The organism is Intrasporangium sp. (genome assembly GCF_036566125.1).
GTDB lineage: Bacteria > Actinomycetota > Actinomycetes > Actinomycetales > Dermatophilaceae > Intrasporangium.
The window spans coordinates 1-15129 of the sequence record NZ_DATCWX010000238.1 but is presented as its reverse complement, the minus strand read 5'-3'; the positions used below and the strand labels follow the sequence as shown (position 1 = coordinate 15129).

18 protein-coding genes are annotated in these 15129 nt (G+C 69.2%); 11 read left to right on the top strand and 7 right to left on the bottom strand.

The features are described 5' to 3' along the window. Both VIR15_RS14515 and VIR15_RS14510 read right to left on the bottom strand, forming a co-directional pair. Positions 1-147, bottom strand: a 147-nt coding sequence (locus VIR15_RS14515) for a hypothetical protein (RefSeq protein ID WP_331928872.1), incomplete at its 3' end; no start/stop codon positions are given. A gap of 37 nt (positions 148-184) precedes the next feature. Then, positions 185-1888, bottom strand: coding sequence for an ABC-F family ATP-binding cassette domain-containing protein (locus tag VIR15_RS14510; RefSeq protein ID WP_331928867.1), 1704 nt, complete (start codon positions 1886-1888; stop codon positions 185-187). A gap of 167 nt (positions 1889-2055) precedes the next feature. Between VIR15_RS14510 and VIR15_RS14505 the strand changes: the two genes are divergently transcribed. The 3 genes from VIR15_RS14505 to VIR15_RS14495 all read left to right on the top strand — a co-directional run bounded on the left by VIR15_RS14505 (position 2056) and on the right by VIR15_RS14495 (position 5018). Beyond that, positions 2056-3162 carry an endonuclease/exonuclease/phosphatase family protein gene (locus tag VIR15_RS14505; RefSeq protein ID WP_331928869.1) on the top strand — a complete coding sequence of 369 codons (1107 nt, stop codon included), beginning with the start codon at positions 2056-2058 and terminating at the stop codon, positions 3160-3162. A gap of 99 nt (positions 3163-3261) precedes the next feature. Continuing rightward, complete coding sequence (locus tag VIR15_RS14500; RefSeq protein WP_331928865.1) at positions 3262-4161, top strand: ABC transporter ATP-binding protein; 900 nt, start codon at positions 3262-3264, stop codon at positions 4159-4161. Further along, a complete protein-coding gene (locus VIR15_RS14495; protein WP_331928862.1) occupies positions 4158-5018 on the top strand; it encodes an ABC-2 transporter permease in 861 nt (286 codons plus the stop codon). The genes VIR15_RS14500 and VIR15_RS14495 overlap by 4 nt, the downstream gene beginning before the upstream one ends. Before the next feature lie 73 nt (positions 5019-5091). Here the strand turns inward: VIR15_RS14495 and VIR15_RS14490 are convergent, their stop codons facing one another. Genes VIR15_RS14490 through VIR15_RS14475 form a run of 4 tightly spaced genes read right to left on the bottom strand, consistent with a single transcriptional unit; the run spans position 5092 to position 7633 of the window. Further along, positions 5092-5844 (bottom strand): energy-coupling factor ABC transporter ATP-binding protein, encoded by a 753-nt coding sequence (locus tag VIR15_RS14490; protein ID WP_331928860.1) that lies wholly within the window; start codon positions 5842-5844, stop codon positions 5092-5094. After that, on the bottom strand, positions 5841-6605 hold the full coding sequence (cbiQ, locus tag VIR15_RS14485) for a cobalt ECF transporter T component CbiQ (RefSeq protein ID WP_331928857.1): 765 nt from the start codon (positions 6603-6605) through the stop codon (positions 5841-5843). Before cbiQ ends, VIR15_RS14490 begins: the two co-directional genes overlap by 4 nt. Before the next feature lie 3 nt (positions 6606-6608). Next, positions 6609-6947, bottom strand: coding sequence for a PDGLE domain-containing protein (locus VIR15_RS14480; protein WP_331928854.1), 339 nt, complete (start codon positions 6945-6947; stop codon positions 6609-6611). Further along, on the bottom strand, positions 6944-7633 hold the full coding sequence (locus VIR15_RS14475; RefSeq protein ID WP_331928852.1) for an energy-coupling factor ABC transporter permease: 690 nt from the start codon (positions 7631-7633) through the stop codon (positions 6944-6946). The genes VIR15_RS14480 and VIR15_RS14475 overlap by 4 nt, the downstream gene beginning before the upstream one ends. A gap of 162 nt (positions 7634-7795) precedes the next feature. On the opposite strand from VIR15_RS14475, the gene VIR15_RS14470 reads away from it, so the two are divergent. Genes VIR15_RS14470 through frdD form a run of 5 tightly spaced genes read left to right on the top strand, consistent with a single transcriptional unit; the run spans position 7796 to position 11257 of the window. Beyond that, positions 7796-7972 carry a hypothetical protein gene (locus VIR15_RS14470; RefSeq protein ID WP_331928849.1) on the top strand — a complete coding sequence of 59 codons (177 nt, stop codon included), beginning with the start codon at positions 7796-7798 and terminating at the stop codon, positions 7970-7972. A 16-nt stretch (positions 7973-7988) separates the two neighbouring features. Beyond that, positions 7989-9737 (top strand): fumarate reductase (quinol) flavoprotein subunit, encoded by a 1749-nt coding sequence (frdA, locus tag VIR15_RS14465; RefSeq protein ID WP_331928846.1) that lies wholly within the window; start codon positions 7989-7991, stop codon positions 9735-9737. 3 nt (positions 9738-9740) lie between these two features. Next, positions 9741-10484 (top strand): succinate dehydrogenase/fumarate reductase iron-sulfur protein, encoded by a 744-nt coding sequence (locus VIR15_RS14460; protein WP_331928844.1) that lies wholly within the window; start codon positions 9741-9743, stop codon positions 10482-10484. Then, on the top strand, positions 10481-10888 hold the full coding sequence (locus tag VIR15_RS14455; protein ID WP_331928842.1) for a fumarate reductase subunit C: 408 nt from the start codon (positions 10481-10483) through the stop codon (positions 10886-10888). Before VIR15_RS14460 ends, VIR15_RS14455 begins: the two co-directional genes overlap by 4 nt. Beyond that, the gene (frdD, locus tag VIR15_RS14450) at positions 10889-11257 is read left to right on the top strand and encodes a fumarate reductase subunit FrdD (protein WP_331928839.1); all 369 of its coding nucleotides are present in this window, start codon (positions 10889-10891) and stop codon (positions 11255-11257) included. A 116-nt stretch (positions 11258-11373) separates the two neighbouring features. Here frdD and VIR15_RS14445 read toward each other — a convergent pair whose 3' ends face one another. Beyond that, positions 11374-12063: a TetR/AcrR family transcriptional regulator gene (locus VIR15_RS14445; protein WP_331928836.1), complete on the bottom strand. Its 690-nt coding sequence runs from the start codon at positions 12061-12063 to the stop codon at positions 11374-11376. Between the two features lie 116 nt (positions 12064-12179). On the opposite strand from VIR15_RS14445, the gene VIR15_RS14440 reads away from it, so the two are divergent. From VIR15_RS14440 to VIR15_RS14430, 3 genes are read left to right on the top strand one after another with little or no spacing between them, the layout of a single operon-like run. Beyond that, entirely contained in the window at positions 12180-13232 is a 1053-nt protein-coding gene (locus tag VIR15_RS14440; protein ID WP_331928834.1) for an NAD(P)-dependent alcohol dehydrogenase, read from the top strand. Next, positions 13229-14176, top strand: a complete 948-nt coding sequence (locus VIR15_RS14435; RefSeq protein ID WP_331928832.1) for an ABC transporter ATP-binding protein — start codon at positions 13229-13231, stop codon at positions 14174-14176. The genes VIR15_RS14440 and VIR15_RS14435 overlap by 4 nt, the downstream gene beginning before the upstream one ends. After that, positions 14173-15042, top strand: a complete 870-nt coding sequence (locus VIR15_RS14430) for an ABC transporter permease (RefSeq protein ID WP_331928830.1) — start codon at positions 14173-14175, stop codon at positions 15040-15042. Before VIR15_RS14435 ends, VIR15_RS14430 begins: the two co-directional genes overlap by 4 nt. Positions 15043-15129 lie beyond the last annotated feature (87 nt).

The window sequence follows — 15129 nt, the reverse complement described above, 5'->3', positions numbered from 1 at the left end:
GTGCGCGTGGTCCGAGCGCGAGACGCCGATGAGGTTGAAGCGCTCGGGCAGGGCGCCCTCGTGGGCCAGGTTGTAGAGCGCCGGCAGCAGCTTGCGCTTGGCCAGGTCGCCGGTGGCGCCGAACAGGACAACAGTCGTCGCAGGCATGGACCCAGCCTGCCAGCGGTTCGCCTGCTGCGGGAGACTACCGCTGTCTGAGCCCGGCGGCTTCGCTCGTCGAGATCCCCACGGTGCCGTTGTCGACGTGCCACCGATGCGTTGGCCGTATGCCGCTGAGCACCTTTGCGTCATGGGTGACCACGAGTACCGTCCCCGAGAAGGCCGCCACGGCGGCCTCGAGCTGCTCGATCGCGTCGAGGTCGAGGTGGTTCGTCGGCTCGTCGAGGACAAGAGTGTTGACCTGTCGTCCCTGGAAGAGCGCCATCAGCGCTCGGGTCCGCTCGCCCATGGACAGCGAACGGGCTTGGCGGGACACGTGATCGGCTCCAAGACCGAATTTCGCAAGGAGGGTCCGCACTTCGCCGATCGGCCAGAGCGCATTCCCGTGGCGGAGTCCCAGCTCGCGCCGGACGACCTCGATCACCGTTGCGTCGTCGTCGAGCAGGCGACGTTTCTGGTCGAGCACTCCGAGCTGGACGCGGGTCCCGAGGGACTGGCGACCGGATGCGAGCGGCAGCCGACCGAGGAGCGCCGCGAGCAGCGTGGTCTTTCCGCTGCCGTTGTCGCCGGTGACGGCGATCCGGTCACCGCGCCCGACGACGACGGTCACCGGACCCAGGGTGAATCCGGGGCGACGGACCACGGCGTCGGTCAGGGTGGCGACGACGTCCGCGGAGGGCGGGCCCTCCGTGATCGTGTAGCGCAGCTGCCACACCTTCCGCGGCTGCTCCATGACCTCGAGGCGGTCGGCGGCCCGCTGGATTCGCGCACCCTTCGCCGCCTGCCGATCTGCCCGGGCCCTGTGCTTCTCCCGGATGTGCTTGTCCGTCTCGCCGCCGATGGTCACGCTGCGACGCCCCTTGTCAGCCCACTCATGTCGCTGGCGCGCCTGTGCCACAAGGGAGTCGCGGGCACCGGCATAGGTCTCGTAGGCCTCCCACGCCTGACCTTGACGCCGCGCCCGCTCGGCGACGAAGTCGCTGTAGGAGCCGGTGTAGTGCCCGATCCGCTGCTGGTGCAGATCGAGCTCGACGACCTTCGTCGTCACGGCGTCGAGGAAGGCGCGGTCGTGGCTCGCGATGAGCACCGGCCCCGTATGCGACCGGACGAAGTCAGCCATGAGCTGGAGACCCCGCGCGTCGAGGTTGTTCGTCGGCTCGTCGAGCAGGAGCACGTCGTAGTGGCTGAGGAGGACAGCGACGAGGGAGGCCCGGGCAGCCTCTCCGCCCGAGAGCGAGCCGAGCGGTCGAGTCGGCTCCACGTCGAGGCCCACCGTCGCGGCGACCTCGGGAAGTCGCTGTTCGAGATCTGCGGCTCCCAAAGCCAGCCACCGCTCGAGGGCACGGGCGTAACGATCCGCGCTCAGCGGCATACGGCCAGGTTGTTCTTCGTATGACTCGGATGCCATTGCGGCAGTGGACGCTTCAAGCTCACGCTCCGCGTCGGCGACTCCGGTGCGCCTGCGGGCGTAGCCCAGCAGGGACTCCTCCGGGTCCGGGAGAACCTGGGGCAGCCAGGCAATCGTCGCGTGTCGCGGCGCGAGCTGGATCAAGCCGTGCTCGACGGGCAGCTCGCCGACGATCGTCCGCATGAGGGTCGACTTGCCCGAGCCGTTCGGGCCGACGACCGCGGTCACATCACCGTCCGAGAGCGTGAGGTCGAGAGCGGTGAAGAGCGTGCGCGCGCCGAAGGCGACGTCGAGGTCGGTGATGGAAAGGGTGGATGGCATGGCGGTCCTGAGGTCGCGAGGTCAACGGGCTCGGGGCGTCAGGCAATCCACACGACAAGAGACGGTACGGATCGCGACCCGACCTGTCGACCGAGTTTCCACCAACCCAATCGAGTGAACACCTTTCGGGTCCCGAAAGGTGTTCACTCGATTGCGTGAGGACCGACATGGGCGTCCGCTTCGCGACGTTCAACGCGTCGCTCAACCGCAACGTCGCCGGCCAGCTCGTCGCGGACCTCTCGACACCCGACAACGCCCAGGCCCGGACCGTCGCGGAGATCATCCAGCGGACCAGCCCCGACGTCCTGCTCGTCAACGAGTTCGACTACGTCGAGGACGGCGTCGCCGCCGAGCTCTTCCGGGTCAACTACCTCGAGGTCTCGCAGCACGGCGCCGACCCCATCGACTACCCGTACTACTTCGTGGCCCCGTCCAACACCGGCATCCCGACCGGCTTCGACCTCAACCAGGACGGGGTCGTCGGTGGCGGGGACGACGCCCACGGGTTCGGGCTCTTCCCCGGCCAGTACGGCATGGTCGTCTACTCCAGGTACCCGATCGACCACGACGCCGTCCGCACCTTCCAGCGCTTCCTCTGGAAGGACCTGCCGGGCAACCTCCTGCCGACCGACTTCTACTCGCCCGAGCAGCAGGACATCCTGCGCCTGTCGAGCAAGTCTCACTGGGACGTGCCGATCTCCGTGGGCAGCCGGACTGTTCACTTCCTCGTCAGCCACCCGACGCCGCCGACCTTCGACGGCGCGGAGGGACGCAACGGCCGGCGCAACCACGACGAGATCCGCTTCTGGGCCGACTACATCACCGGGCCGGGGGCGTCCTCCTACGTCTATGACGACGCGGGTCGCACGGGTGGACTGCGGCCCGGCGAGCTCTTCGTCATCGCCGGCGACCAGAACTGCGACCCCAACGATGGCGACTCCGTTGAGGGCTCGATCGAGGCGCTGCTCGACCACCCCGAGGTCAACACGTCGGTCACGCCGTCGAGCGAGGGAGCCGTCGAGGCGAGCCTCCTCCAGGGCGGCGCCAACCTGACGCACATCGGCGATCCCGCCCATGACACTGCTGACTTCAACGACAACCCGGCCCCGGGCAACCTGCGTACCGACTACGTGCTGCCCAGCAAGGCCCTCCGGATTCTCGATGCCGGGGTCTTCTGGCCGGTTCAGGCCGATCCGCTGTCCCGACTCACCGGCGTCTTCCCCTTCCCGTCGAGCGACCACCGTCTCGTCTGGGTCGACGTGCGCCTGGCGTGAATGCTGGCTCGGCTCAGGGTCGAGTCATACCCAAGTAGGGGTCGGAATCAGGCTGATGACTGATGTTTCGGGCTCGACCCACCTGAAAGGGTTGACGACATGATCACAGTCGACAGACTCACCAAGCGCTACGGTCCCTTCACGGCCGTCGACGACGTCTCCTTCGAGGTCAAGCCCGGTCAGGTGACCGGCTTCCTCGGCCCGAACGGCGCCGGCAAGTCCACCGCAATGCGCATCATGGCCGGGCTCACGCCGGCCACCTCCGGCACCGCAACGGTGCTCGGCCGGGCCTATGGTCACCTGCCCAACCCCGGACGCCATGTCGGCGTCCTCCTCGACGCCTCCGCCCAGCACGCTGGCCGCACCGGCCGCGAGGTCCTCACGCTCGGCGCCATCATGATGGGCGTCGACCGCAAGCGGGTCAACGACATGCTCGACCTCGTCGGACTCACGGACAAGGAGTCCGGCCGGCGAGTTCGCAACTACTCGCTCGGCATGCGTCAGCGACTCGGCATCGCCCACGCGCTCCTCGGCGATCCCGAGGTGCTCATCCTCGACGAGCCGGCCAACGGTCTCGACCCAGCCGGGATCCGCTGGATGCGCGACCTGCTTCGCGGCTACGCGAACCAGGGCGGGACGGTCCTGCTCAGCTCGCACCTGCTCAATGAGATCGAGCGGGTCGCCGACGAGATCATCGTCATCGGCCACGGCCGGATCGTCGCGCAGGGCACCAAGGAGGAGCTGCTCTCCGGCGCCGGCACGTTCGTCCGGTCCACCGACGACGAGGCGCTGGCGCTGGCGCTGATGGCCGAGGACGTCGCTGTCTCGCGGGCGGCGACCGGTGGCCTGCAGGTCGAGGCCGAGCCGATGACCGTCGGCCAGGTGGCTGCGGCCTCGAGCATCGTGCTCGTCGAGCTGCGCGCCGGCGACAGCCGCGGTCTCGAGGAGATGTTCCTCGAGCTCACGGCCGAGACCGCCCGCGAGGAGGTGGCGGCATGAGCACCGCGACCTCTGCCACGACCTCGAACGGAGCCTCCGCCGTCGCCTCGCCGAACGCCGAGTCGGCGCTGCCCTCCGTGGCGCGGATGCCTGAGCGCATCCCGGGCGAGCGGCCGACGACCGGAGTGCCGTTCGCCCGCCTCATCGGGGTCGAGCTGCGCAAGATGTTCAACACCCGTGCTGGCCGATGGCTGCTCATCGCCATCGGGGCCATCATCGCGACCGCGCTCGTCATCATGTTCTTCAACGAGTCGGGCCACCATCGCTTCGAGGACTACCTCTCGGCGACGACCACGCCGTCCGCAATCCTGCTGCCGATCGCCGGCATCCTCGCCGTGACGTCGGAGTGGTCGCAGCGGACCGGCCTGGTGACCTTCGCCCTGGAGCCGCGACGCGGTCGCGTGACGTGGGCGAAGTTCCTCGCCGCCATGCTCGTCGGCGTGGCCGCCATCGTCCTGTCGCTGGCGCTGGCCGCCGTCGCACACCAGGCGGCGATCACGATCCAGGGCTACGGCGGGGACTGGGCGCTCGACAACAACACGCTGCTCGGCGCCGTGCTTTTCGTCCTGCTCGGGGTGGCCCAGGGCGTCGGCTTCGGCATGCTGCTCCGTAACACCCCGGCGGCCGTGGTGCTCTACTTCGTGCTGCCGACGGCGTGGGCGATCCTCGGCAACATGGTCAGCTGGCTCGAGAGCGCCGCGGAGTGGCTCGACCTGAACCGCACGATGAACGCCCTCTTCACCGTCGAGTCGATGACCGGTGAGCAGTGGGCCCAGCTCGGCACGTCCGTCGGCCTGTGGGTCGCGCTACCGGTGGCCGTCGGGATGTGGCTCCTCCACCGGGCCGAGGTGAAATAGCCCCTCACCCCTCGCCCGCAACACACCCGCTCATCGACTGCCCACCCCCGCTGCAGCAGGGGTGGGCAGTCGATTAGCGGGTGTGTTGCCGTGGGGGGACGGTGAAGCCGTAGGGCAGCTCGAGCCGGTGACGCGCCATCAGCTCCGAGTCGCCGAGCACCTCCGACGTCGGACCGTCTGCGGCGATGATGCCGTCCGAGAGGATCACTGCCCGTTCGCACAGCTCGAGGGCGTACGGCAGGTCGTGGGTCACCATGAGGACGGTGACGTCGAGGGATCGGATGATGTCGGCCAGCTCGCGGCGGGAGGCCGGGTCGAGGTTCGAGGACGGCTCGTCGAGGACGAGGATTTCCGGATTCATGGCGAGGACCGTCGCCACGGCGACCCGCCGCCGCTGGCCGAAGGACAGGTGGTGCGGCGGCCGGTCGGCGAACTCGGCCATGCCCACCTGTTCCAGGGCATGGAGCACCCGGGCGTCGAGCTCGTCGCCCCGCAGACCGAGGTTGCCCGGCCCGAACGCCACGTCGTCGCGGACCGTCGGCATGAACAGCTGGTCGTCGGGATCCTGGAAGACGATGCCGACACGGCGCCGGATCTCGCCGAGGTTGTCCTTGGTGACGGGCAGGCCGGACACCGCGACGGCCCCCGACCCGGCGGTCAGGATGCCGTTGAGGTGCAGCACCAGCGTGGTCTTGCCGGCGCCGTTGGGACCCAGCATGGCGACGCGCTCGCCGCGATGCACGTGGAGGTCCACGCCGAAGAGCGCCTGGTGCCCGTCCGGGTAGGCGAACGCCAGACCGCGCACGTCGAGGACGGGGGCGCTCACGTCGTGACCAGCGCAGTCAGGCTGACGAGGGCACACCCCAGAGGGAGTATGCCGCTGAGTGCCCACTGTGCCCCCGTGGCCGTCAGTGGTCGGAGCGTTGGCATGCGGCCGGTGTAGCCCCGAGACAGCATGGCCAGGTGGACCCGCTCCCCACGCTCGTACGACCGGATGAAGAGCGTGCCCAAAGTCGCTCCGAGAGCGGGCCACTGGCGCGCCGACCGCGCCCGGAAGCCCCTTGACTCCCGGGCGATCCGCATCCGAGCGAGGTCCGCTGCCACGACCTCGGTGTAGCGGAGCATGAAGCTCATGATCTGGACGAGCGGCTGGGGCATCCGCAGCTTCTCGAAGCCGGCGACGATGTCGCGCGCCTCCGTCGTCGCGGCGAGCAGGAGAGACGCGAGGACGCCGAGCGTGCCCTTCGCCAGGAGCGCGGCAGCAGCCTCCAAGCCGGACTGGGAGACCTCGATCGGGCCGATCGCCACGCGCTCGCCGGTCGCAACGAAGGGCAGCACCAGCGCGAAGACGACGAACGGCACCTCGATGACCATGCGTCTGGCCAAGTGCCCGAAGGGAACTCGCGACACGACGACGGCGCAGGCAAGCGCAAGGAGGTGAGCGGCATACGGCCAATAAATGCCTCTCGGGGTGGCCACGACGGCGAGGACGTACCCGACGAGCGCGACGATCTTGACGTGCGCCGGGAGCCGGTGAAGGGGAGAGTGGCCGTGGTAGTGGAGGGCGTGGCCGTGCGGAGCGCCCATCGATCAGCCGCGCTCGGTTGGCTCGACCTGGGGCAGGTCGGTCGGGGTCGACCGACCACGTCGGCGGAGGGCGAGGACGAGACCGCCCATGACCAGACCGGTCACGGCGATCCCGATGACACCGGCGAGCCCGGTGGACAGCCTCCCCGCGCCGACGCCCTTGGTCTCGTAGTTGGCGAGCGGGCCACCAGCAGATGCGTGCTCCTGCGCTGTCTGGCCGAATCCCGTTGTCTGCGCGACGTGCTCCAGGCCGTCCGGGCTGCTCGACGCGTACCAGGAGAGGACGCCCGCGAGCAGCAGGCTGACGACCAGTGCGATGACGGCGAAGCGACGCGTGCTCACGCGCGCACCTGCTTCCGGATCTCAAGGGGACGCTCTGCCAGGAGGTCGCGGGCCCCGGCCACCAGGTCCGGGCGAACCGCGACGACCGAGCCGACCACGAGCGCCGTGATGAGGGCCTCGCCGATCCCGATGAGGGCGTGCCACGACAGCATCGCCGTGAGGACCGAGCCGATCGGGATGTCGGCCTGGCCGCCGATCGCGAAGAGGCCGACAAACGTCGCGGCGGCCGCCGGCACGCTGACGAAGGCGCCGAACGCTGCGGCGAGGGGAACCCAGGAGGCCTTGCGTGGCAGGACCGCCCGCGCGGCGCGGAAAGCGAACCAGCCGACCCAGACCCCGACGAGCCCCATGAGGAGGACGTTGGAGCCGAGCGCCGTGATGCCGCCGTCGGCGAAGAGGAAGGCCTGCACGATGAGCACGACCGACAACGCGAGGGTGGCGAGCCACGGTCCGGCCAGGACCGCGGCCAGCGCGCCGCCGAGGAGGTGGCCGGAGGTACCCGCCCCGACGGGGAAGTTGATCATCTGCCCGGCGAAGACGAAGACGGCGACGAGGCCGGCGATGGGGGTCGTCCGCTCGTCGAGGTCGCGGCGTGCGCCATTCAGGGCGGCGGCGACCCCGGCCGTCGCGACGACTGCGGTCCCGATCGAGGTGGGGACGTCGAGGAAGCCGTCTGGAACATGCATGGGCCCAGTCTAGGCTCAGGTGCGACTGGGTCGCATCTGCGTCCCGAGGCGCGATCCTTCCCATCCTGCGAAGTCCGGAGCATGCTGGTGGGGGTCGGGCGAAGGGCGGTCGCTGTGGCGACAAGAACGAGTTTCACCGGTGAGACAGCCCCCTGCGGCTCAATGGTCGACGGAACGCGCTACCGCGACAGCGACGACGAGGGGATGCGCGTCGAGCATGTCCACTACGGCTGCGGCTGCCAGGACTTCCGCGACGACTTCCACGACGGCAGCACCCATCGTCGCGTGACCCATCACCGCGGCAAGGTCCTCATCGACGAAGAGCTACGCGGCGAGTGAGGCGGTGGACCCTGTCATGAGCGCCGATCACGACGTCCTCGTCATCGGAGGCGGCGGCGCGGGGCTCCGGGCAGCCATCGCGATCGCGGAGACCGAGCCCGCGTTGCGTGTCGCGATCGTGTCCAAGGTCTACCCGATGCGCAGCCACACGGTCTCTGCCGAAGGTGGTGCCGCAGGGGCGGTCGCGGACGATGACAGCCTGGATGAGCACGCCTACGACACGATCTCCGGGAGCGACTGGCTGTGTGACCAGGACGCGGTGGAGGCATTCGTGGCGGAGGCACCCCGCGAGCTGCTGCAGCTGGAGCACTGGGGCTGCCCATGGAGCCGGCAGCCGGACGGCCACATCGCGGTGCGCGCCTTCGGTGGCATGAAGAAGAAGCGGACCTGGTTCGCCGCCGACAAGACCGGCTTCCACATGCTCCACACCCTGTTCCAGACGTCGCTGAAGTACTCGGAGGTCGCCCGGTACGACGAGTGGTTCGTCACCGAGCTGCTCGTCGACGAGGGCCGCGTGCAGGGTGTCGTCGCCCTGGAGCTGACGACGGGGCGGATCGCACCCATCACCGCCAAGGCGGTCATCCTCGCGGGCGGAGGGTGTGGACGCGTATTCCCGTTCACCACCAACGCGAACATCAACACCGGTGACGGCATGGCCCTGGCGTGGCGTGCCGGGGTGCCGCTCAAGGACATGGAGTTCGTGCAGTACCACCCGACCGGGTTGCCGTTCACCGGGATCCTCATCACCGAGGCCGCCCGCGCCGAAGGCGGCTGGTTGGTGAACAAGGACGGCTACCGCTACCTCCAGGACTACGACCTCGGCACCCCTACCGCTGAGCCGGTGTTGCGCAGCATGGAGCTCGGCCCGCGCGACCGCCTCTCGCAGGCGTTCGTCCACGAGGAGGAGAAGGGCCGGACGATCGACTCGCCCTACGGGTCCGTCGTGCACCTCGACCTACGGCACCTCGGCGAGAAGCTGATCGACACCAAGCTGCCCTTCGTGCGCGAGCTGTGCCTCAAGTACGAGAACATCGACCCGGTCCGCGAGCTCGTGCCGGTGCGACCGGTGGTGCACTACATGATGGGCGGGGTCCACACCGACATCGACGGCGCCACGCCGCTCGCGGGTCTCTACGCCGCGGGCGAGGTGGCCTGTGTCAGCATCAACGGCGCCAACCGCCTGGGCTCCAACTCCCTGCCCGAGTGCCTGGTCTTCGGTGCTCGCGCGGGCCGCGCGGCCGCCCAGTATGCCGCAGGGGCACCCGACCCCGGGACCTCCGTGGCCGCGCAGGCACGCGACGCGGAACGTCGCCTGGCGAGTGGATTGTGGGACCGCAGCGACGGTCGTGAGTCGATAGCGGAGCTCCGGACCGGAATGCAGCAGACGATGGAGGACAGTGCCGGCATCTTCCGGACCGAAGGCTCCCTCGTCAAAGGCGCAGCCACGCTGCGGGAGCTGCAGGAGCGGTCCGAGTCGATGGCGATCGACGATCACAGCCGAGCCTTCAACACCCAGGTCGTCGCCGCCCTCGAGCTGTCGAACATGCTCGACGTGGCAGAGGCGATCATCGCGGCGGCGCTGCGGCGCGAGGAGTCCCGGGGAGCCCACCAGCGTCTCGACTTCCCGGCCCGCGACGACGAGCACTACCTTGCGCACTCGCTCGTCCATCGAGGCGAGGGCGGCGAGGCCGGCGCACACCGGGTCGAGTACCTGCCCGTGACCCTCACCCGATGGCCACCGGGCGAACGCGTCTATGGGAGGTGAGCGATGGCGGACACGATCACGCTCGAGGTGATGCGCTACCGGCCGGACCGTGAGGGCGGGCCGACCGTCCAGGAGTACGAGGTCCCGTTGCGCCGGGACTGGGCGGTGCTCGACGGCCTGAACCACGTGAAGGACACCATCGACGGGAGCCTGTCCTACCGGTGGTCGTGTCGCATGGGCATCTGCGGGAGCTGCGGCATGACGGTCAACGGCGACCCTCGGCTGACCTGCGCGACCTTCCTCGTGGACTACGCCCCCGGACCGATCCGCGTCGAGCCGCTCGCCAACTTCCCCGTCATCCGCGACCTCGTCGTCGACATCGGCGACTTCATGCGCAAGCTCCCCCAGGTCAGCCCGTGGATCGTGCGCGGCGAGGACATGCCCGTCGACGAGGGCGAGTACCTCCAGACTCCCGAGCAGCTCGAGGACTACTCGCAGTACAGCATGTGCATCAACTGCATGCTGTGCTACTCCGCCTGTCCCGTCTACGGGCTGGATCCCGAGTTCATCGGTCCGGCCGCGATCGCACTCGCGCAGCGGTACAACCTCGACTCGCGCGACGAGGGCGCCGACGTGCGGCTCGACCTGCTCATCCATCCGGAGGGCATCTGGGGCTGCACCTTCGTCGGTGAGTGCACGCGCGCCTGCCCGAAGGGCGTGGACCCAGCCGGAGCGATCCAGCGGTACAAGCTCACCGCCGCCCTGAAGTCCGTGAGGTCGTTCGTCCTCCCACGGGGGCCGCGATGACGCAGCCGACCAAGGACGCCCCTCGCGCCTACCGCCCCGAGATGAGCCGGCTGTGGTGGCTGGGACGTCGCAGCTACGTCTTCTTCGTCCTGCGGGAGCTGAGCAGCATCTTCGTCGCGTGGTCGGTGGTCTTTCTGCTGCTGATGATCCGGGCGGTTGCCCAGGGCGATTCCCAGTACCGCGACTTCCTCGACTGGGCCGCGAGCCCATGGGTCGTGGCCCTCAACGTCGTCACGCTGGCTTTCCTGGTGCTCCACTCGGTCACCTGGTTCAACCTCACCCCCGCTGCCGCGGTCGTGAAACTGCGCGGGCAGCGAGTCCCGCCGGCGGCGATCGCTGGCGGCGCCTATGCCGGGTGGGTCGTGGTGACCGCCTTGGTCGTCGCGCTGGTGGTGACCCGCTAGGTGGCCAGGCGGACGATCGAGCCGGTCCTGTGGCTGCTGTTCAGTGCGGGCGGGGTGGTGTCGGCCCTGTTCCTCCCGGCCCTGGTCTTCCTCTTCGCGCTCGCGATTCCGCTTGGCTGGGTCGACGAGCCCGGTCGTGGCGAGCTGCTCGGCCTCGTTGGCCACCCGCTGACCGCCCTCGTCCTGCTCGGCGTCTTCGTGCTCTCGCTCCTGCACTGGGCCCAGCGTTTCCGCTACGCACTCTTCGACGGGCTCAAGCTCAAGGCCCACCAGCGCCTCATCAACACCGTCGTCTACGGCCTCGCCCTGCTCGGTTCGTTGGCCGCCGTCGTGGTGCTGTGGCAAGCGGTCTCCGCGCGCAACGCCTGAGTTCGTGCCGTATGCCGTGGGAGCAATGACGGGACCAAGCTTGGTTGCGCCGGGCGCGTCACGCACGAGCGCAGATTCTCGTCACGTCATTCGTCCCCATGCCCAGGATGCCATTCTCATTCGCTGGCGGGTCGGACTCGCTCCTCGAGAGCGTCGAGGACGAGGTCGAGTCCGTAGTCGAACTCCAGGCCGAAGTCGTAGCCCGGCTGCAGGATGTGCCCGGTCGTGAACTCGAGCAGGCTCGGGTAGTCGGCGGCGAGGTACTGCAGCATCATCGACTCGGCCACCTCGTTGACGGTTTCCGGGCCGTTGATCGGCAGGGAGGCCTCGGACATGGCGAAGCCGTAGACGTACGAGTCGATCACGGCATAGGCGTGTGCGGTCAGCTCGAGGGAGAAGCCGGCGCCACGGAGGCAGCCGATGACGGCGTCGAGGTGGCGCAGCGTGGCCGGGCCGGGACTCGTCCGGGCCTGGAGCAGCGGGATGGCCCACGGGTGACGGCGTAAGACGGAACGGGCCGAGGAACACCGCCGGTGCATCTCAGTGCGCCAGTCACCTTGTGCAGCAGGTAGATCCATCTGCCCGAAGACGAGATCGACGATGCCGTCGATGATCTCGTCCTTGCCGTCGACGTAGTGGTAGACGGACATCGGCTTGACCCCGAGCGTCTGCGCAAGCGAGCGGATCGTCAGCGATGCCAGGCCGCCGTCGTCTGCGACGCGAATGGCCCCTTCGAGGATCCGCTCTCGGCTGAGCGGCGTGCGTCGTCCGCCGCCCCCGGTGGCAGTCCCGCTCGCGGTCTTCACATCGTGCCTCTTTCATTCGTCTGGTCCAGACCCTAGTGCTCTCGTACTTAGTACGATACCGTGATCGTACTAAGTACGGCGGGAGCGACCCGCCAGGCAACGAAGGGGAAGTCGTCATGGGAGATCGACCAACCACCGTCATCGGTGGCAGCAGGTCCGGTCAGGGAGACGAGCTCGCTGACTCGATGAGCGCCGTCGTTCAGGACGGCTACGGCACGTCCGACATCCTGCGCCTTGCGCAGCTCGCCCGGCCCGAGGTCGGCCCCCGCGAGCTGCTCGTCAGGGTGCGGGCCGCAGGCCTCGACCGGGGCACCTGGCATCTCATGCAGGGCAAGCCACGCCTGCTGCGCCTCGTCTTCGGCCTGCGGGCGCCAAAGCAGCCCGTCATCGGCCGCGACGTCGCGGGCACCGTCGTCGAGGTCGGTTCCGGGGTGACGAAGTTCGCCGTCGGCGACGACGTCTTCGGCGTCGCGCCTGGCTCGGTCGCCGAGTACGCCGTGGCCCGCGAGGACAAGCTCGCCCGTCGCCCGGCGAACCTCACCTGGGAGCAGGCCGCCGTCGTTCCCATCTCGGGGGGCACGGCCCTGCAGGCCGTCGTCGACGCAGGTGGAGTCGCCGCCGGCCAGAAGGTGCTCGTCACCGGCGCCTCCGGCGGGGTCGGGTCGTATGCCGTTCAGCTGGCCAAGTCGTTCGGCGCCGAGGTGACCGGGGTGGCGAGTGCGGCCAAGCTCGACCTGGTCCGTGCCCTCGGCGCCGACCAGGTCCTCGACTACAAACGGGACGACTTCGCCGATGGCTCCCGACACTACGACCTCATCATCGACATCGCGGGCCTGTCCGATCTGGCCCGGCTGCGGCGGGCGCTGACACCGACCGGCACCCTCGTGCTCGTCGGCGGCGAGGGCGGCGGTGACTGGACGGGCGGAACGCTGGGACGGCAGCTGCGGGCACGGCTCGCGTCGCTCTTCAGTGGCCAGCGCCTGACCGGTCTCATCGCCAAGGAGCGAGCCTCGGACTACGAGCGGCTCGCCGCCCTGCTCGAGTCAGGCGAGGTGGTGCCGAGCGTGGATCGGGCGTACCCGATTGCCGATGCGGCCGACGCGATGCGAGCGCTCGAGTCCGGCACGGTCCGCGCCAAAGTCGTCATCACGGTTGGGCCCCTCCGATGATCACCGTCGAGTCGCTCACGAAGACCTATGGGAAGTTCACCGCGGTCGACGACATCTCCTTCACCGCGTCGCCCGGACGGGTTACCGGCTTCCTCGGCCCCAACGGTGCCGGCAAGTCCACGACGATGCGGGTCATCGTCGGCCTGACTCCCGCGACGTCGGGCACCGCCCACGTCTGCGGTCGCCATTTCTCGGAGCTACCCAACCCGGGGTTGGAGGTCGGGGTTCTGCTCGATGCCTCCGCCCAGCACGCAGGACGCACCGGTCGCGAGATCCTCACCCTGACCCAACGCATCATGGGCCTGCCACCCCGCCGGGTCGAGGAGATGCTTGACCTGGTCAGCCTGACCCCTGCCGAGGCAGAACGACGCGTGGGGGACTACTCGCTCGGGATGCGCCAGCGACTCGGGATCGGCGCAGCCCTGCTCGGCGAGCCCCAGGTGCTCATCCTCGACGAGCCCGCCAACGGGCTCGACCCGGCGGGCATCCGATGGATGCGGGACCTGCTGCGCGACTACGCCAACGGCGGCGCCACGGTGCTGCTGTCCTCGCACCTGCTCCATGAGATCGAGGTCATCGCCGACGACCTCGTCGTCATCGGGAACGGCCGGATCGTCGCCCAGGGCACGAAGGCCGAACTGCTCGCCTCGGCGGGCACGCTCGTCCGCACGCCCGAGGTCGCTCTGCTCAGCGCGGCGCTCGCTGTCGCCGGCATCGACCACCAGGAGGGCGAGAGCCTGGAGGGCAACGGCACCCTGCGGGTCGAGGCCGACCCGGCCATCGTCGGTCAGGTGGCCCTCAAGGCCGGCGCGCCGCTCGTCGAGCTGCGCACAGCCGAGGGCGCCGGGCTCGAGGAGATGTTCCTCGAGCTCACCGGGGACATCCAGCGGGATCACCACGCCTACGAGAACGCAGCAGAACCCACAGTAGGAGCAGTCTCATGACCGCCATCACTCCACGGATCCCCCCGGTCACCCAAGGACCCGCCTCGCACGAAGTCGTCGTGGGCGCCGGCCCCTCGGCGACCCTCGGGCCCCGCCCGATCCGGGCCGCGGCTCTCCAGCCGATCCCGCTCTCACGGATCGTCTCCCTTGAACTGCGCAAGTCCTTCGACACCAGGTCCGGCTTCTGGCTGCTGGCGAGCATCGGCATCGCGTCGCTGCTCGCGACGATCGGGGTGATCCTCTTCGCCGCCGCCGAGGAACGGACATTCAGCACCTTCACCCTGGCGACCGGCTTCCCGATGGCCATCATCCTGCCGATGATCGCGATCCTGTCGGTCACCAGCGAATGGAGCCAGCGCACCGGCCTGACGACCTTCACCCTGGTGCCGCACCGGGGCCGGGTCATCCTCGCCAAGGGCATCGCCGTCATCCTCGTTGCGATCGCCTCGATGCTGCTCGCCTTCGCCATCGGGGCGGCCGGCAACGTCATCGGCTCACTCATCGCCGGCACCGACGCGATCTGGGACCAGAGCGCTGCGGTCCTCAGCGCCATCGTGCTCGGCAACACGCTCGTGCTGCTCGTCGGCTTCATGCTCGGCCTGCTGATCCGCAACTCGGCCGGAGCGATCGTCGCCTACTTCGTCTTCGGCTTCGTCGCGCCACCGCTGCTCGAGCTGCTCGCCTTCACGCAGGACTGGTTCCGAGATGCCCACCCGTGGGTCGACCCGAACGTGACTCAGAAGCTCCTCTTCAACGGTCCTCTCGTGGGGGAGCAGTGGTCGCAGCTCGGTGTCACGTCGGTGGTCTGGCTCGTCGTGCCCCTCGCCATCGGGCTCTGGACGATGCTGCGGTCAGAGGTCAAGTAGGTGCGCGCGGGGGCCATCGGGCCGATGTCCGGCCGAACCGTCTTGGTCACCGGAGCCACCGGCGGGATCGGCCGGGCGACAGCCGCC